The sequence below is a fragment of the Streptomyces sp. Act143 genome, from assembly GCF_003143935.1.
Lineage (GTDB): Bacteria > Actinomycetota > Actinomycetes > Streptomycetales > Streptomycetaceae > Streptomyces.
In genome coordinates, this window is the sequence record NZ_QFRX01000001.1 from 4,371,963 (window position 1) to 4,389,013 (window position 17,051).

General features: G+C 71.9%; 17 protein-coding genes. 9 read left to right on the forward strand and 8 right to left on the reverse strand.

The features are described from left to right. Window positions 1–8: 8 nt before the first annotated feature. The 6 genes from DI272_RS19645 to rsmI all read right to left on the reverse strand — a co-directional run bounded on the left by DI272_RS19645 (window position 9) and on the right by rsmI (window position 5,858). A complete protein-coding gene (locus DI272_RS19645) occupies window positions 9–911 on the reverse strand; it encodes a 4-(cytidine 5'-diphospho)-2-C-methyl-D-erythritol kinase (protein WP_109496628.1) in 903 nt (300 codons plus the stop codon). After that, window positions 908–1,876, reverse strand: a complete 969-nt coding sequence (gene rsmA / locus DI272_RS19650; RefSeq protein ID WP_258314608.1) for a 16S rRNA (adenine(1518)-N(6)/adenine(1519)-N(6))-dimethyltransferase RsmA — start codon at window positions 1,874–1,876, stop codon at window positions 908–910. Before rsmA ends, DI272_RS19645 begins: the two co-directional genes overlap by 4 nt. 90 nt (window positions 1,877–1,966) lie before the next feature. Continuing rightward, on the reverse strand, window positions 1,967–3,328 hold the full coding sequence (locus tag DI272_RS19655; RefSeq protein WP_109496629.1) for a resuscitation-promoting factor: 1,362 nt from the start codon (window positions 3,326–3,328) through the stop codon (window positions 1,967–1,969). An 87-nt stretch (window positions 3,329–3,415) separates the two neighbouring features. Beyond that, complete coding sequence (locus DI272_RS19660) at window positions 3,416–4,306, reverse strand: TatD family hydrolase (protein WP_109496630.1); 891 nt, start codon at window positions 4,304–4,306, stop codon at window positions 3,416–3,418. 44 nt (window positions 4,307–4,350) lie between these two features. Continuing rightward, the gene (locus tag DI272_RS19665; RefSeq protein WP_109496631.1) at window positions 4,351–4,761 is read right to left on the reverse strand and encodes a hypothetical protein; all 411 of its coding nucleotides are present in this window, start codon (window positions 4,759–4,761) and stop codon (window positions 4,351–4,353) included. A gap of 248 nt (window positions 4,762–5,009) precedes the next feature. Then, window positions 5,010–5,858 (reverse strand): 16S rRNA (cytidine(1402)-2'-O)-methyltransferase, encoded by an 849-nt coding sequence (rsmI, locus tag DI272_RS19670; RefSeq protein WP_109496632.1) that lies wholly within the window; start codon window positions 5,856–5,858, stop codon window positions 5,010–5,012. A gap of 62 nt (window positions 5,859–5,920) precedes the next feature. Here rsmI and DI272_RS19675 point away from each other — a divergent pair, with 62 nt between their 5' ends. From DI272_RS19675 to DI272_RS19685, 3 genes are all read left to right on the forward strand, one after another. Next, complete coding sequence (locus DI272_RS19675; protein WP_109496633.1) at window positions 5,921–7,672, forward strand: dolichyl-phosphate-mannose--protein mannosyltransferase; 1,752 nt, start codon at window positions 5,921–5,923, stop codon at window positions 7,670–7,672. 96 nt (window positions 7,673–7,768) lie between these two features. After that, window positions 7,769–9,400, forward strand: coding sequence for a penicillin-binding transpeptidase domain-containing protein (locus DI272_RS19680; protein ID WP_109496634.1), 1,632 nt, complete (start codon window positions 7,769–7,771; stop codon window positions 9,398–9,400). A 111-nt stretch (window positions 9,401–9,511) separates the two neighbouring features. Further along, on the forward strand, window positions 9,512–11,194 hold the full coding sequence (locus DI272_RS19685; RefSeq protein ID WP_109496635.1) for a penicillin-binding transpeptidase domain-containing protein: 1,683 nt from the start codon (window positions 9,512–9,514) through the stop codon (window positions 11,192–11,194). Here the strand turns inward: DI272_RS19685 and DI272_RS19690 are convergent. Beyond that, on the reverse strand, window positions 11,191–11,541 hold the full coding sequence (locus tag DI272_RS19690) for an SsgA family sporulation/cell division regulator (protein ID WP_109496636.1): 351 nt from the start codon (window positions 11,539–11,541) through the stop codon (window positions 11,191–11,193). The two genes, DI272_RS19685 and DI272_RS19690, sit on opposite strands and share 4 nt — an antisense overlap. Window positions 11,542–11,743: 202 nt before the next feature. On the opposite strand from DI272_RS19690, the gene DI272_RS19695 reads away from it, so the two are divergent. From DI272_RS19695 to DI272_RS19720, 6 genes are all read left to right on the forward strand, one after another. Continuing rightward, window positions 11,744–12,790 carry an energy-coupling factor ABC transporter permease gene (locus tag DI272_RS19695; protein WP_109496637.1) on the forward strand — a complete coding sequence of 349 codons (1,047 nt, stop codon included), beginning with the start codon at window positions 11,744–11,746 and terminating at the stop codon, window positions 12,788–12,790. A gap of 1 nt (window position 12,791) precedes the next feature. Beyond that, window positions 12,792–13,553 (forward strand): cobalt ECF transporter T component CbiQ, encoded by a 762-nt coding sequence (gene cbiQ, locus DI272_RS19700; protein WP_109496638.1) that lies wholly within the window; start codon window positions 12,792–12,794, stop codon window positions 13,551–13,553. Continuing rightward, entirely contained in the window at window positions 13,541–14,353 is an 813-nt protein-coding gene (locus tag DI272_RS19705; RefSeq protein ID WP_109496639.1) for an energy-coupling factor ABC transporter ATP-binding protein, read from the forward strand. The genes cbiQ and DI272_RS19705 overlap by 13 nt, the downstream gene beginning before the upstream one ends. 10 nt (window positions 14,354–14,363) lie before the next feature. Continuing rightward, window positions 14,364–14,834 carry a MarR family winged helix-turn-helix transcriptional regulator gene (locus tag DI272_RS19710; RefSeq protein ID WP_109496640.1) on the forward strand — a complete coding sequence of 157 codons (471 nt, stop codon included), beginning with the start codon at window positions 14,364–14,366 and terminating at the stop codon, window positions 14,832–14,834. Window positions 14,835–14,941: 107 nt separating this feature from the next. Further along, entirely contained in the window at window positions 14,942–15,391 is a 450-nt protein-coding gene (locus DI272_RS19715) for an organic hydroperoxide resistance protein (protein ID WP_109496641.1), read from the forward strand. Between the two features lie 64 nt (window positions 15,392–15,455). After that, window positions 15,456–16,613, forward strand: a complete 1,158-nt coding sequence (locus DI272_RS19720; protein ID WP_109496642.1) for a serine hydrolase domain-containing protein — start codon at window positions 15,456–15,458, stop codon at window positions 16,611–16,613. Window positions 16,614–16,768: 155 nt separating this feature from the next. Here the strand turns inward: DI272_RS19720 and DI272_RS19725 are convergent, their stop codons facing one another. Then, entirely contained in the window at window positions 16,769–17,044 is a 276-nt protein-coding gene (locus DI272_RS19725; protein ID WP_109500927.1) for a DUF1876 domain-containing protein, read from the reverse strand. Window positions 17,045–17,051: the final 7 nt, after the last annotated feature.

Here is a 17,051-nt window from a genome sequence, read left to right on the forward strand (position 1 = left end):
GCAGAACGTCAGTTTCCGGCCACGACGGTCGCGCCCGGCGCGGGCCCCGCCGCGACGCGCACAGAACGGCATGTGCCGGATGCGCGCAGCGCCTCCGCCACCTTCGCCGCGGATTCCGGATCGCGCGCGAGGAACGCCGTCGTCGGCCCCGACCCCGACACCAGCGCGGCGAGCGCACCGGCGGTGCGGCCCGCGGCGAGGGTGTCGGCGAGCTCCGGGAAGAGGGAGAGCGCGGCAGGCTGGAGGTCGTTGGAGACCGCGGCGGCGAGCGCGTCGGGGTCGCCCTCGGCGAGCGCGTCGAGCAGCGGCTCGGAGGCGACGGGCTCGGGCACGTCCTCGTGCGCGGTGAGCCGGTCGAACTCCCGGAAGACGGCCGGGGTGGACAGTCCGCGCTCGGCCATCGCGAAGACCCAGTGGAAGGTCCCGCCGACGTCGAGCGGGGTCAGCTTCTCCCCCCGCCCGATGCCGAGCGCCGCCCCGCCGACCAGACTGAACGGCACGTCGCTGCCCAACTCGGCGCAGATGTCGAGAAGTTCCTCACGGGAGGCGTTCGTGCCCCACAGCGCGTCGCAGGCCAGCAGGGCACCGGCGCCGTCGGCGCTGCCCCCGGCCATGCCGCCCGCGACCGGGATGTCCTTGGCGATGTGGAGGTGCACGGCGGGCTCGATGCCGCGCCGCTCGGCCAGGATCAGCGCGGCCCGCGCGGCGAGGTTCGTGCGGTCGAGGGGGACGAGCGCGGCGTCGGGACCCTCGCAGGTGACGCGGAGTTCGTCGGCGGGCGTGACCGTCACCTCGTCGTAGAGGCCGACGGCGAGGAAGACGTTGGCCAGGTCGTGGAACCCGTCGGGCCGGGCGGCGCCGACCGCGAGCTGGACGTTGACCTTGGCGGGAACGCGGACGGTGACGCTCACTGCTGCTCCTGCTCCTGCTCCTGGCCCTGGCTCTGGCCCTGCTCCTGGCCCTGGCTCTGGCCCTGCTCCCGACCCTGCTCCTGTTCCTGGCCCTGCTCCTGCTGAGCCTTGTTCTCCGCGATCCGCGCGAACTCCTCGACCGTCAGCGACTCCCCGCGCGCCTGCGGCGAGACCCCGGCGGCGACGAGGGCGGCCTCGGCGGCGGCCGCGGACCCGGCCCAGCCGGCGAGCGCGGCCCGCAGGGTCTTGCGGCGCTGCGCGAACGCGGCGTCCACGACGGCGAAGACCTCCCGCTTGGAGGCGCTGGTCCCGATCGGCTCGGCGCGCCGCACCAGCGACACCAGCCCGCTGTCGACGTTGGGCGCGGGCCAGAAGACATTGCGCCCGATGGAGCCGGCCCGCTTGACCTCGGCGTACCAGTTGGCCTTGACGGACGGCACGCCGTACACCCGGGAGCCGGGCCCGGCGGCGAGCCGGTCGGCGACCTCCGCCTGCACCATCACCAGCGTGCGCTCGATGCTCGGGAAGGTGTCGAGCATGTGCAGCAGGACGGGCACGGCGACGTTGTACGGCAGGTTCGCGACCAGCGCGGTCGGGGCCGGTCCCGGCAGCTCGGTGACGTGCATGGCGTCGGAGTGCACCAGCGCGAACCGCTCGGCCCGCTCGGGCATGCGCGCGGCGATGGTGGCGGGCAGCGCGGCGGCGAGCACGTCGTCGATCTCGACGGCCGTGACGCGCTCGGCGGCCTCCAGCAGCGCGAGCGTGAGCGACCCGAGCCCCGGCCCGACCTCCACGACCACGTCGTCCGGCCGTACGTCGGCGGTGCGGACGATCCGGCGGACCGTGTTCGCGTCGATGACGAAGTTCTGTCCGCGCTGCTTGGTCGGCCGCACACCGAGAACGTCCGCGAGCTCACGGATGTCGGCGGGGCCGAGGAGGGCGTCGGGGGTGGGGCTGCTGGTCACGGGACAAGGGTACGGGGGCGGCTCGCCCGGCTCGGACACCGCTGAGCCGGGTACGGCACCCCCGAGCCGGTCGCCGTGCCCGGCGCGGTGTCAGCCGTGCAGCCGCGTGCCGCAGTGCGGCCAGGGACTCGCGCCCCGCCGCACGTACAGCTTCTTCGCCCGGAACGTCTGTTCCGCCGCCGGGGCGTCCTGCGGCCGTCCGCTGCCGCCCAGGCTCTGCCAGGTCCGGGTGTCGAACTGGTACAGCCCGCCGTACGTCCCGGAGGGGTCCACCGCGTTCGGCCGGCCTCCGGACTCGCAGGCCGCCAGCCCCTGCCAGTTCAGCCCGTCCGCTCCCTGCACGGACGTCGGCAACGGCTTCGTGCCCACCTTCACCACCTGGTCGCGCGGCTCCCGCACCACCTCGGTCCTGATCCGGCGCGGCTTCTGCCGGACGCCGTTGACGGTGCGCAGGGAGTACGTGACCCGCCGCACCCCTTCCCGGCCGGCCTGCTCGACGACCTCCGTGCCCTTGAACAGGGAGGCGTCCTCGCTGCGCTCGACCCGGAACGGGATCGTCTCCTCGCGGACCTCCTTCGTGCCCGTGATCCGCAGCACGGTCACCGTCTGCCCGTCGCGCGGGAAGCTCTCCGGCGCGACCGACGTGGTGTCCTGCCCGCGCAGCGTGATCCCGGCCTCCTCGACGACCTCCCGGACGGTCGCCGCGTTGGTGCGCACGGTCCGCGACCGGCCGTCGGCCATGACGGTGACCGCGCGCTCGGTGCGCACGTCCAGCGTGAGCCCCTCGCGCCCGATGCGCTGGGAGCGCGCCATCGACAGGTACGCGCCCTCCGCGCGCACCCCCAGCTGCTTGAGCGCCCCTTCCACCGTGTGCGCCGTCGTCCACACCTCGTGCCGCTGCCCGTCGAGCGTGAGCCGCACGGGGCGGCCGTAGTGCACCGCGATCTCGTCGCCGCTGCTGAGCGCCGTGCCGGGGGCGGGAGCGACGACGTCGTGCGCCCCCACGTCGACGCCTTCCTCGGCGAGCAGCTCGGTCACGTCGTCGGCGAAGGTGTGCAGGGTGCGCGGCTTGCCGTCGACGGTCAGCTCGATCGCCTTGTCCTTGGCGACGAACGCGGTGGTGCCGCCGGCGAGGAACGCGACGACCAGTGCCTGCGGCAGCAGGCGGCGCATGGTGCCGTCCGTGCGCTCGGGTCCTCGCGCCTTGCGCCGGCGCGCGGCGCGACGGCTCTCCACGGCGCCCGAAGAGGGCGCGGGGACGGACGCGGGCACGGACGCGGGCACGGGCACAGGCGCTTCGGGAAGGTCGTAAGCGGGCCGGTAGGTGTCCGCGTACGCCACCGGCATCGGCGGTGCCGGCGCCCCCCGCACGCCGTACGCCAGCGTCTCCGCACTGTGCGGGTCGTAGGCCGCGCCGTACGGTTCGTACGTCTGGTACTGGGAGTTGCTCACGACGACACGCTCCAGGGTCCAGAGAGACCCAGAACCTAGCGGAGTGTCCGTCACTCTCCAAAGCGACGCGAGTACACAGAGTGGTGTTCAGTAGCCGAACGCGCGTGCCGTGTTGGCGGCGAGTGCCGTGGCCAGCGTGTCCTCGTCGATCCCCCGCACCGCGGCCATCGCGCGCACCGTGACCGGAATGAGATACGGCGCGTTGGGCCGTCCGCGGTACGGCACCGGCGTCAGGAAGGGCGCGTCGGTCTCCACCAGGAGCAGGTCCGCCGGGGCCACCGCCACCGCGTCCCGCAGGTTCTGGGCGTTCTTGAAGGTGACGTTGCCGGCGAAGGACATGAAGTAGCCCTCGCGCGCGCACACCTCCGCCATCTCCGCGTCTCCGGAGTAGCAGTGGAACACCGTCCGCTCCGGGGCGCCCTCCTCCTTCAGCACGCGCAGGACGTCCTCGTGGGCGTCGCGGTCGTGGATGACGAGGGTCTTGCCGTGCCGCTTGGCGATCTCGATGTGGGCGCGGAAGGAGCGCTCCTGCGCCTCCTTGCCCCCGGGGCCGGTGCGGAAGTGGTCGAGGCCGGTCTCGCCGACGCCCTTGACCTGGGGCAGCGCGGCCAGGCGGTCGATCTCGGCGAGCGCCTCGTCGAGCGCCTGCGCGCCCCCCGGCTGCCGCGCGCCCTGGCGGGACCAGCCGTCGGGGTCGCCGTGGACGATGCGCGGCGCCTCGTTGGGGTGCAGGGCGACGGTCGCGTGGACGCTGTCGAAGGCGGCGGCCGTCTCCGCGGCCCACTGCGAGCCCTTGATGTCGCAGCCGACCTGCACGACGGTGGTCACGCCCACCGACGCGGCCTTCGCGAGCGCCTCCTCCACCGTCCCGGACTGCATGTCGAGGTGGGTGTGGGAGTCGGCGACGGGCACCCGGAGGGGCTCCGGGAGCGGCGGCGCGGCGTTCTTGCCGGAGGCGTCGGAGGAGTTCGAAGGCATGCCCCGATCCTACGAAAGGGGCATGCCCTGCCGATCGGCGGAGCTCAGCTCGCCTTGCGGTGGTGGAAGGGGTGCAGGAGATCGGACAGGTGCCAGTGGTGGCGCTCCTTGCCCTGTGCGGGCACCTCCGGCACCTCCACGGGGCCGGCCGGCGGGGTGCGGTGCTGATGGCGGTGGACCGCGTCGAGCACCGACGAGACCTGTCCGGGCCGCATGATGCGCACGACGTGTCCGTCGCAGTTCTGGCACGTGGGACGGGACAGCGGTGACGGGACGACCCGGTGGTCGGCGACGTAGATGACGAAGTCGTGGCCGTCGGCGTCGGTGTGGTGCTCTATCTCGTACGACTGCTCCCAGCCGTGCCCGCAGCGCATGCAGGCGAAGGAGTACGACTCGTGGACGACGGCGGTGGCGCCACTGCGCAGTGCGGCGGTCTGCCCTGCGATCTCGCTCATGCCAGCTCCTCTGGTCCGCTGGACACCGGGACGGGTGCGTCCCTTCGACCAGTGGACGCTTCCGCGGCAGCGAATGCATCAGCCCTGTCGACTGTTGGAGCCGATTTGGACTTTCCTTGCCAAAACGGCCCTGCAGGCAGGGGCTGGGCTTTGCCTTCGACCCTCGCCCTTTACCCACCCGTGGGGCGCGCGCTCAGAGGAGAAGCGCCCTGCTCAGGCGCCCTGTGCGCCCCACCGCGGGCCGTCGGTCACGCGCCCGCGTTCTTCGCCGCCACCACCGCGTCGAAGACCTCCCGCTTGGGCAGCCCGGCCTCCACCGCGACCGCCGCGATCGCCTCCTTGCGGCGCTCACCGGCCTCCTCGCGCACGCGCACCCGGCGCACGAGCTCCTCGGCGCTCACGTCCTGCGCGCCCCTCTCGGGCGCCCCCTCCACGACGACGGTGATCTCCCCGCGCACACCCTCCGCGGCCCACGCCGCCAGCTCCCCCAGCGGACCGCGCTTGACCTCCTCGTACGTCTTGGTCAGCTCGCGGCAGACGGCGGCCCGCCGGTCCTCGCCGAAGACGGAGGCCATCGCGGCGAGGGTGTCGTCGAGCCGGTGCGGGGCCTCGAAGTAGACGAGGGTCCGGCGCTCCTCGGCGACCTCCCGCAGCCGCGACAGCCGCTCTCCGGCCTTCCTCGGCAGGAACCCCTCGAAGCAGAACCGGTCGACCGGCAGCCCGGACAGCGCGAGCGCCGTCAGCACGGCGGAGGGCCCCGGCACGGCGGTGACCCGGATGTCCTTCTCCACGCAGGCCGCGACCAGCCGGTAGCCGGGGTCCGACACCGACGGCATGCCGGCGTCCGTCACCAGCAGCACGCGCGCGCCGCCGACGAGTTCCTCGACCAGTTCGGGGGTGCGGGCCGCCTCGTTGCCCTCGAAGTACGACACGACACGCCCCTTGGGGGTGACGCCGAGCGCCTGGGTGAGACGGCGCAGCCGACGGGTGTCCTCGGCGGCGATCACGTCCGCACCGGCGAGTTCCTCGGCCAGCCGGGGCGGGGCGTCCGCGATGTCACCGATGGGGGTGCCTGCCAAAACAAGGGTTCCTGTCACGTTTCCATCCTCGCAGGGCCCATCCACGGGACTCCCACAGACGTGTTCCCTACGATGGCGCGGTGACCAGTACAGCGTCGTCCTTGGACTCCACGGACACCCGGCAGGACCAGTCGCCGCAGGACAAGCAGCCGTCCTGGCAGCAGCGGCTGCGCCGTTTCGGCTACGCGGCGGGGCCCAGAAGCGATGTCCGGGACCGGCTGGTGCCGCCGTACACGCGGCCCGACCCGCGCATGTGGGCGGCGCTCGGTCTGCCGAGGACGCTGACCGACCGGCTCGTGCGCTGGTCCGGCTGGGGCGGCCCGCTGCTCGTCACGCTGTTCGCGGGCGTGATCCGGTTCTGGCACCTGGGCAGCCCCAAGGCGGTGATATTCGACGAGACGTATTACGCCAAGGACGCGTGGGCGATCGTCCACCGCGGCTTCGAGGTCTCCTGGGACAAGAACGCCAACGACGTCATCCTCGACGTCGGCAGCAAGGTGACCATCCCGTCGGACGCCTCGTACGTCGTGCATCCGCCGGTCGGCAAGTACGTCATCGGGCTGGGCGAGCTGATGTTCGGCTTCGACCCGTTCGGCTGGCGGTTCATGACGGCGCTGCTGGGCACGCTGTCGGTCCTGATGCTGTGCCGGATCGGGCGCCGCATCTTCCGCTCGACGTTCCTCGGCTGTCTCGCGGGCGCGCTGATGGCGGTGGACGGGCTGGCCTTCGTGATGGCCCGTACCTCACTGCTCGACGGCGTGCTGATGTTCTTCGTGCTGGCCGCGTTCGGCTGTCTGGTCATCGACCGCGACAAGGCGCGGGAGAAACTCGCGGCGGCCCTCCCGGCCGACGCCGACGGCCTGGTCCGCCCGGACGCGCACACCGCCGAGAACACCCGCCTCGGACGGCGTCCCTGGCGCTGGCTGGCCGGTCTGATGCTGGGCCTGGCCATCGGCACCAAGTGGAACGGCCTGTACATCACGGCCGCGTTCTGTGTGATGGCCGTGCTCTGGGACATCGGTTCGCGCAAGGTCGCCGGCGCCCGCCACCCGTACGCGGCGGTCTTCAGGCGCGATCTGGGCCTGACCTTCCTGGCGACGGTCCCGGTGGCGATCGCCACGTACCTGGTCTCCTGGCTCGGCTGGATCCTCTCCCCCACCGACGGCACCGGCGGCTACTACCGCAACTGGGCCGTGACCGACGGCAGGAACAGCAACTGGTCCTGGCTGTTCCCGGACTGGTGGCGCAGCCTGTGGCACTACGAGCACCAGGTCTACGAGTTCCACGTGGGCCTGAGCTCCCCGCACACGTACCAGTCCAACCCGTGGAGCTGGATCGTCGACGGCCGCCCGGTGTCGTACTTCTACGAGTCCCCTGCCCCCGGCAAGGACGGCTGCCCGGTCGACGCGACCGAGAAGTGCGCGCGCGAGGTCCTCGCGATCGGCACCCCGCTGCTGTGGTGGGCGGCGGCCTTCGCGGTGCTGTACGTGCTCTGGCGCTGGTTCTTCCGCCGCGACTGGCGGGCGGGCGCCATCGCCTGCGGTGTCGCGGCCGGTTACCTGCCCTGGTTCATGTACCAGGAGCGGACGATCTTCTTCTTCTACGCCGTGGTCTTCCTGCCGTTCCTGTGCCTGGCCGTGGCGATGATGATCGGCGCGATCGTCGGACCGCCGGGAGCGAGTGACACCCGGCGGGTGGCGGGCGCGACGGGGGCGGGCGTGCTGGTGCTGCTGATCGCCTGGAACTTCATCTACTTCTGGCCCTTGTACACCGGAACGGCCATCCCGATCGACGACTGGCGTTCACGGATGTGGCTGGATACCTGGGTCTAGTTCAACAACTCGGCCACAAAGGGAAACTCCCCTCGCAGATGTCACTCGGCCCACTTACAGTGCGGAGGACTGAATAACGGGGAGGGGTTCAGTTCCATGAACAAGGGGGTCAAGGCCACCGTCATCGGCGGCGTGTTCGCCGTGATGGTGGGTGGGGCCGGGTACGGCGCGTTCAACATCGTGTCCGCGCTCAACGGCGACGGAGGTTCGGGCGGCTCCGAGGTGAAGACCGGGCCGCCCGGCACCGACGAGGTCCGGGAGACCTCGGAGAAGTTCTTCGCCGACTGGGAGAAGGGCTCGGCGGCGACCGCGGCCCAGTTCACCAACAACAACGCGGCCGCGCAGACCCTGCTCACCTCGTACGCCGAGGACGCGCACATCACCGACGTGAAGATCACGCCGGACACCGCGCGGGGCACCACCGTGCCCTTCACCGTGAAGGCGAAGGTGTCGTACGAGGGCACGGCCAAGCCCCTGTCCTACAAGAGCTCCCTGACCGTCGTGCGCGGCCTCACCACCGGCAAGGCGCTGGTGGACTGGAAGCCGTCCGTGGTCCACCCGCAGCTGCGCTCCGACCAGGACAGCCTCGTCACCGGCGCGGCCTCGACCCCGCCCATCGAGGCGGTGGACCGCGACGGCAAGGTGCTAGAGAAGGACAAGTACCCGTCCCTGGGCCCGATCCTGGACGCGCTGCGCGACAAGTACGGCGCCAAGGCGGGCGGCACACCCGGCGTCGAGCTGTACATCCGGCACGAAGGCGACGGCTCCCCCGACACCTCGCTGCTCACGCTCGCCGAGGGCAAGGCGGGCAAGCTGCCGACCACCATCAGCGCGAGCGCGCAGGCGGCGGCCGAGAAGGCGGTGACGCGGTACGCCAACTCCTCGGTGGTCGCCGTCAAGCCGAGCACCGGCGAGGTGCTCGCGGTCGCCAACCACCGGGACGACGGCTTCAACGCGGCCTTCGAGGGCAAGGTCGCCCCGGGCTCCACCTGGAAGATCGTCACCTCCGCGATGCTCATCGACAACGGCGTGACCTCGATGAACGGCCCGGCGCCCTGCCCGCCCGACGCCATCTGGCAGGGGCAGACCTTCCACAACCTCAAGAACCTGCCGCCCAACGAGAACGCGACGCTCGCCAACAGCTTCATGCGGTCCTGCAACACGGCCTTCATCAAGCTGATCGACGAGAAGCCGCTGACCGACGAGTCGATGACGGCCGAGGCGCAGAACAAGTTCGGGCTCGGCCGCGACAACTGGAAGACCGGCATCACCTCCCAGGACGGCAGCGTCCCGGCCGTCAGCGGCCCGGACCGGGCGGCGGCCGCCATCGGGCAGGGCCAGGTCACCATGAACCCGCTGAACATGGCGTCCGTGACGGCCACCGCCATCACCGGCGCCTTCCGCCAGCCGTACCTGGTCTCGCCCGACCTTGACGGCCGGGAGCTGGCCACCGCCGAGGGCCTGCGGTCGAGCACGGTCTACCAGCTGAAGCAGATGATGCGGCTGACGGCCACGCAGGGCACCGCGGCGGACGTCATGCGGGGCCTCGGCGGCGCCGACATCGGTGCGAAGACGGGCTCCGCGGAGGTCGACGGCAACGCCACCTCCAACAGCTGGTTCACCGGCTTCCGCGGCGATGTCGCCGCGGCGGCCATGACCGAGCAGGGCGGCCACGGTGTCGACGCGGCCGGGCCGATCGTGAAGGCCGTACTGGCGGCGGGGGACTGAACGGGAGACCGAACTCACCCCCACAGGACGGGACTCCAGGGTGGTCGCCGTCGTTGAGGTGATGGACGAGGGCAACGGGGACCCTGGGTATTTCGCGGAGGAACGAGGGCTGTGGGCAAGAGAAGGCGCGTCGCCGAGCGACGTAGGACGCATCGTCCCGCCGTGATCGGCGGGATGGTCGCCGTGGTCGTCGGCGGCGCCGGGTTCGCCGGCTATGTGCTGTACGGCGGCGGAGCGGCGGCCGAGGACCGCACGTCCGCGACGGCCGCCGAGGCCGACGCCAAGCCGGAGGTGAAGACGGGCCCGCTGTCCGCGACCGAGGTGGACACCGCGGCCCGGACGTTCCTGACGTCCTGGCAGCAGGGCAAGGTCACCGAGGCCGCGGCCGTCACCAGCGACACCGAGGCCGCCACCGCGCTGCTCACGGGCTACGCCAAGGACGCCCACCTCAAGGACGTCACCCTCACCCCCGGCACCCGCACCGGCGCCAAGGTGCCCTTCGCGGTGAAGGCGACGGTGTCGTACAAGGGGACCTCCAAGCCGCTGGCGTACGACAGTTCGCTCACCGTCGTCCGGAACACCGCCACCGGCAAGCCGCAGGTCGACTGGCACTCCGCGGTCGTCCACCCCGACCTGAAGGACGGCGACACCCTCGTCACCGGCGAGTCCGGGACCCCGCCCGTCAAGGCCGTCGACCGCGACGGCGGCGAGATCACCACCGCGAAGTACCCCTCGCTCGGGTCGGTGCTCGACGGGCTGCGCGAGAAGTACGGCAAGAAGGCCGGCGGCAAGGCGGGCGTCGAGCTCCAGGTCGTGCGCGGCAAGGAGTCCAAGAAGGACAAGCTGTCCGACAAGACCCTGCTGGAGCTGAGCAAGGGCACGCCGGGCACCGTGAAGACGACGCTCAGCCCGGCCCTCCAGGCGGCGGCCGAGGCGCAGGTCGCCAAGCGGGCGCAGTCGTCGGTCGTGGTGCTGCGGCCCTCGACCGGCGAGATCCTCGCCGTGGCCAACGCCAACAAGGGCTTCAACGTCGCCTTCCAGGGCTCGCTCGCGCCCGGCTCGACGATGAAGGTCGTCACGTCCTCGCTGCTGATCGAGAAGGGCCTGGCGTCGGCGGACAAGCCGCACCCGTGCCCGAAGTACTTCACCTACGGCGGCTGGAAGTTCCAGAACGACGACAAGTTCCAGATCAAGGGCGGCACCTTCAAGGCGAGCTTCGCCCGCTCCTGCAACACCGCCTTCATCAGCCAGGCGCCCAAGCTGGACAACGACTCCCTGACCAAGCAGGCCCAGCAGGTCTTCGGCCTGTCCATGAACAACTGGGCGGTCGGCGTGCCCACCTTCGACGGCTCGGTGCCGGTGCAGTCGCAGGCCCAGATGGCGGCCTCGCTGATCGGCCAGGGCGCGGTGCGGATGAACCCGCTGAACATGGCGTCGGTGTCGGCGACCGTGGAGTCGGGCGTCTTCCGGCAGCCGTACCTGGTCTCCCCGGACGTGGACGGCCGCACGCTGGCCAAGGCCTCCCGCACGATGTCCTCGGGCACGCTCTCCCAGCTGCGCGAGCTGATGGCGTACACGGCGGCCTACGGCACGGCGGCCGAGGCGATGCAGGGTGTCTACGGCAACGTCGGCGCGAAGACCGGCTCGGCGGAGGTCGACGGCCAGAAGAAGCCCAACGGCTGGTTCACCGCGTACCGCGGCGACCTGGCCGCCGCCGGTGTCGTCCAGGCGGGCGGGCACGGCGGTGACACCGCCGGGCCGATCGTGGCGGCGCTGCTGAAGAGGGGGAGCTAGCTGCCGACGGGGGTGGCCGTGTACGTCCGGCGCAGGAACCTCAGCAGGGCCTTGGACTCGAACTGCACCACAGAGACGCCCTGCCGGGAGTGGAACTCCACCACAGCCTGGACCCGCCCGCACGGCCACACCCGTACTCCCCCGGCCTCCACCGGCGCCCGCAGGCCCTGTTCGAGCAGGGCCCGCTCGAAGGTCCACTCGTGCGGCCCGGGCAGGCCGACGCGCACCGCGCGCGGGTCGGCGTCGGGGTCGTAGCGCAGGACGACGGGGACGGCCTCGGGCTCCGCGACCGTGATGTCGGCGTCGGTGACGATGTGGGCTCGCGCGTACTGTTCGACTACGGACATCGGCTCGGCCCCTTACGCTGAGTGACCTGTGCGGAAGCTGTGCGACCGCTTCCCTTCCAATGTCGCATATTTTCCCGGGCGCGCCCCCGGACGCCGGACATCGTCGGGCATCTCACACGCCGGGGCGCAGGGCGCGGGGCACAGCGGGTCCACAATCAGATCGCTCTTGCAAGTTGTTCGCATTAAGCCGCATCATCTAACGGTGCATGTGCCTGACGGATTCATCGACGCCCCCGTATCCGCCGCGACCGGAGCAGTCGCCGCGGCCGCCGTCGCCGTGAGCCTGCGCGGCGCCCGCCGCGAGCTCGACGAGCGGACCGCGCCGCTGGCGGGGCTGGTGGCGGCGTTCATCTTCGCCGTGCAGATGCTCAACTTCCCCGTCGCCGCGGGCACCAGCGGCCACCTGCTGGGCGGCGCCCTCGCCGCGATCCTCGTCGGCCCCTGCACCGGCGTGCTGTGCGTGTCCGTCGTGCTGCTCATGCAGGGCATCCTCTTCGCGGACGGCGGGCTGACCGCGCTCGGCGTGAACATCACGGACATGGCGGTGGTGACGACCGTCGTGGCGTACGCCGTGTTCCGCGCCCTGGTCAAGGTGCTGCCCCGCAAGCGGCGGTCCGTCACCGTCGCGTCCTTCGTCGCCGCGCTGCTCTCCGTCCCGGCCGCGGCCGTCGCCTTCACGCTCCTGTACTGGATCGGCGGCACCACCGACGTCTCCATCGGCAAGGTCACGACCGCGATGGTCGGCGTGCACGTCCTGATCGGCATCGGCGAGGCCGTGATCACCTCGCTGACGGTCGGCGCCGTCGTCGCGGTACGGCCGGATCTCGTGTACGGCGCCCGTGACCTGCGGCAGCGGCTCAAGCTGCGGGTGAACGGCGAACTCGTCGACGCCCCCGACCCGGTGGCCGTCCCCGTCGCCGCCCGCTCGCACCGCAAGGTGTGGCTGGCCGGGCTGGCGACCTCCCTCGTCCTCGCGGGCGGCGTCAGCTTCTACGCCTCCGCCAGCCCCGACGGTCTGGAGAAGGTCGCCGCCGACCAGGGCATCGACAAGAACACCGAGAAGCACGCCGCCGCCGACTCCCCGCTCGCCGACTACGGCGTCAAGGACGTCGACGACGCCCGGCTCTCCGGCGGCCTCGCGGGCGTGATCGGCGTGGGCGCCACGATCGTCGCGGGCAGCGGGGTGTTCTGGGCGGTACGCAGGCGGCGCACGGCCGCCGATGTCTCTGCCGTGAACGCGGGCGTCTGAGATGGGCGCCGGACACGCGCACAGGCTCTACCGGCACGGACACTCCCCCGTCCACGCCCTGCCGCCGCACACCAAGCTCGCCGCGGTGTTCTGCTTCGTGGTGGTCGTCGTCTCCACACCGCGCGAGGCGGTGTGGGCCTTCGGGCTGTACGCCGTCCTCCTGGGCGTCGTCGCGTACGTCGCGCGCGTGCCCGCCGGATTCCTGCTCAAGCGGCTGCTGATCGAGGTGCCGTTCGTCGCGTTCGCGGTGCTCATGCCCTTCGTGGCGGAGGGCGAGCGGGTCGAGGTGCTGGGCGTTTCGCTGAGCGTGAGCGGCCTGTGGGGCGCCTGGAACGTGCTCGCCAAGGGCACGCTCGGCGTCGCCGCGTCCGTGCTGCTGGCCTCGACGACGGAGCTGCGCGAACTCCTGCTGGGGCTCCAGCGGCTGAAGCTGCCGCCCCTGCTCGTGCAGATCGCCTCCTTCATGATCCGGTACGGCGACGTCATCACCGACGAGATGCGGCGCATGCGGATCGCGCGGGAGTCCCGCGGTTTCGAGGCACGGGGCGTGCGGCACTGGGGAGTGCTCGCGAAGTCCGCGGGCGCCCTCTTCATCAGGTCGTACGAGCGCGGCGAGCGCGTGCACCTCGCCATGGTGAGCCGGGGTTACGCCGGTTCGATGCCGGTCATCGACGAGGTGACCGCGTCCCGGGCGCAGTGGACGTACGCGTTCGCGCTGCCGGGTGCGGCTCTGCTCGTGTGTCTGCTGGGATGGATGCTGTGAGTGCTGTGCGTGGGCTGGACGCCGTGGATGGATCGGATGCCGTGACCGCTTCTCTGGAGGTCTCCGGCCTCGCCTTCGCCTACCCCGACGGCCATCAGGCGCTGTTCGGCGTGGACTTCTCGATCGCGCGCGGCGAACGGGTCGCGCTGCTCGGGCCGAACGGCGCCGGCAAGACGACCCTCGTGCTCCACCTCAACGGCATCCTGTCCGGCGGCACCGGCAGCGTGCGCGTCGCCGGGCTGCCCGTCAACAAGCAGCACATGGCGGAGATCAGGCGCCGGGTCGGGATCGTCTTCCAGGACCCGGACGACCAGCTGTTCATGCCGACGGTGCGCGAGGACGTCGCGTTCGGACCGGCGGCCGCCGGCGTGAAGGGCGCGGAGCTGGAAGCGCGCGTGGACCGTGCGCTGGCGCGCGTCGGCATGGCGGAGTTCAAGGACCGCCCGCCGCACCACCTCTCCTTCGGCCAGCGCCGCCGGGTCGCCGTCGCGACGGTGCTCGCCATGGAGCCGGAGATCCTCGTCCTCGACGAGCCGTCGTCCAACCTCGACCCCGCCTCCCGGCGCGAACTCGCCGACATCCTGCGCTCCCTGGACGTCACCGTCCTCATGGTCACGCACGACCTCCCGTACGCCCTGGAGCTGTGCCCGCGCTCCCTCGTCCTCAGCGAGGGCGTCATCGCGGCCGACGGCAAGACGTCCGAGCTGCTCTCCGACGACGCCCTCATGCGCGCCCACCGCCTGGAGCTGCCCTTCGGCTTCGACCCGCGTTCGGTGTCCGCCGCTTCGGACCGTCCGTGACAATGGGCGCGTGACGAACGAGGACTCCACTGCGCCCGACGGCTCACTGCTCCTCGACGAGCAGCTCTGTTTCGCGCTGTACGCCGCCCAGCGCGCGGTGACGGCCGCATACCGCCCGCTGCTGGAGGAGCTCGGCCTCACCTACCCGCAGTACCTGGTGCTGCTCGTGCTCTGGGAGCGGGGCGAGACGACGGTCAAGGAGCTGGCGGCGGCGCTGCGGCTCGACTACGGCACGGTGTCGCCGTTGCTCAAGCGGCTGGAGAGCGCGGGGGTGGTGCGCCGGGAGCGCGCGGCCCACGACGAGCGCTCGGTGCTCGTCGCGTGCACCGGGCGCGGAGAGGAACTGCGGGAGCGCGCGGCGCGCGTGCCGGGCGCGCTCCTGTCCGCGACGGGGCTCGACGCCGCGGGGGTCGCGAGGTTGCGCGAGGAGTTGTGGGAGCTCGCGGACAGGGCGCACGCGGCGGCCGAGCGCCCTTACTGACCTCCTGTTACCGCCGGTCGCAACCCCCTACTCCCCCAGGGTCGACCTACTGACCGGTACCTTGTGCACGATGTATTTGCGCACACTCTTTCTCTGGGGGGCCAGCCATGAGTGACACCAGGACGGACACCGACACCCGCCCGACGAAGATCATGTACGTCGCCGAGGCCACCGCCCACGGCGGCCGGGACGGCTATGTCACCAGCCAGGACGGCCGGATCGGGCTGAAGGTCGCGATGCCTCCGGCACTCGGCGGCGACGGCAACGGCACCAACCCGGAGCAGCTGTTCGCGGCGGGCTTCAGCTCCTGCTTCCACAACGCGCTGGTGCTGGTGGGCCGCCGTGCCGGCTTCGACCTGACCGGTTCCACGGTCGCCGCGAAGGTCGGTATCGGCCCCAACGCACACCAGGGCTACGGTCTGGCGGTCGCCCTCAGCGTCTCGCTCCCCGTGCTCGACCAGGACGTCGCGGCCCGGCTGGTGGACGCCGCCCACCAGGTGTGCCCGTACTCCAACGCGACCCGCGGGAACATCGACGTGACGATCCTGCTTGGGTGAGGTGGGGGCCGACAGCCGACAGGGGCCGGCCCCCCTGCCGAGCAGCACGAGGAGGAGTACGGCCGTGGACGTGAACGGAACGGTCGCCGAGGGCTTCGAGCCGGTCAGGGACGCGTTCGTCCGTAACTTCGAGCAGCTCGGGGACCGCGGCGCGGCCGTCGCCGTCTACCGGGAGGGCCGCAAGGTCGTCGACCTGTGGGCCGGTACGAAGGACGTCGACGGCACCGCACCGTGGCAGCGCGGCACCGCCCAGATCGTGCGCTCGGCGACCAAGGGTGTCGCCGCCGCCGTGCTCCTGATGCTGGCCGAGCGCGGACGCCTGGACCTGGACGCGCCGGTCGGCGATTACTGGCCCGAGTTCAAGGCCCACGGCAAGGAGCGGGTGCTGGTCCGGCACGTGCTGAACCACCGGGCCGGGCTGCCCGTCCTGGACCGGCCGATCACGCCCGAGGAGGCCCTGGACCCGCTGAAGGGACCGGAGGCCGTCGCCGCGCAGGCGCCCGTGTGGGAGCCCGGCACGGACCACGGGTACCACGCGCTCACGTACGGCTGGCTGCTGGACGAACTGGTGCGGCGCGTGACCGGGAGCGGCACCGGCGAGTGGATCGCGGCGGAGATCGCCGGGCCGCTCGGGGCGGACCTGTGGCTCGGCCTCCCGGAACCGGAAGCGCACCGGGTCGGACAGGTGGGCGGTGTCGAGGCACCGGAGGCCGCCGCCGCGCTGCGGATGCGCCCGAAACGTTCCGTCACGGACGCCTACCGGGACCCCGGCTCCCTCACCAACCGTGCCTTCGCCGCGATCACCCCCTTCCCGGACCAGAACGCCCCGGCCTACCGGGCGAGCGCCCTGCCCGCGACCAACGGCATCGCCACGGCCGACGGACTGGCCCGTTTCTACGCGGCGACGATCGGCGAGGTGGACGGCGTGCGGCTGCTGGCCCCGGCCACGGTGGAGCGCGCCCGCGCGGAGGAGTCGTCGGGGCCGGACCGCGTCCTGGTGGTCAACACCCGTTTCGGCCTCGGCTACATGCTGCACGGCAGTGCGTCGCCGTTCCTCGGCCCGGGTTCCTTCGGCCACCCCGGCCGCGGCGGCTCCCTCGGCTTCGCCGACCCCGAGTCCGGCATCGCCTTCGGCTATGTGACCAACGGCCTGCGCAAGACGGTCACGGCGGACCCGCGGGCGCAGGCGCTGGTGCGGGCGGTCCGGGCGGCCTTGTCCTAGCTTCCTGGTTTTTTGGCTTCCGGGATTCCGGGCTTCCTGGCTTCCTGCGTTCCGGGCCTACTGCGGTTTCGGCTTCCTGGCTTGCCTGGCTTCCTGCGTTCCGGGCCTACTGCGGTTTCGGCTTCCTGGCTTGCCTGGCTTCCCGGCTTCCTGCCTCAGACGTGGATCGGGTGGGACGTCCGCCCCGACGCCGCGTCGATCTCGCCGTGCGCCTTGGTCAGCAGTTGCATGGCGAGTTCGTTGAGCGCGCGGGCCCCGGCGATCTCCTCGCCGACCCGCGGCTGATGGGAGTCGGTGTGGTGGCGGCTGGCCTGGCCGTGGGCCCGTACCTCGCTGCCGTCGGGCAGCCGGACCATCGCCACCGCCCGCGTGTGCTCTTCGTCCTCCATGAACTCCAGCTCGACGTGCCATCCCACAGTGGTGTGCATCATGTCGATC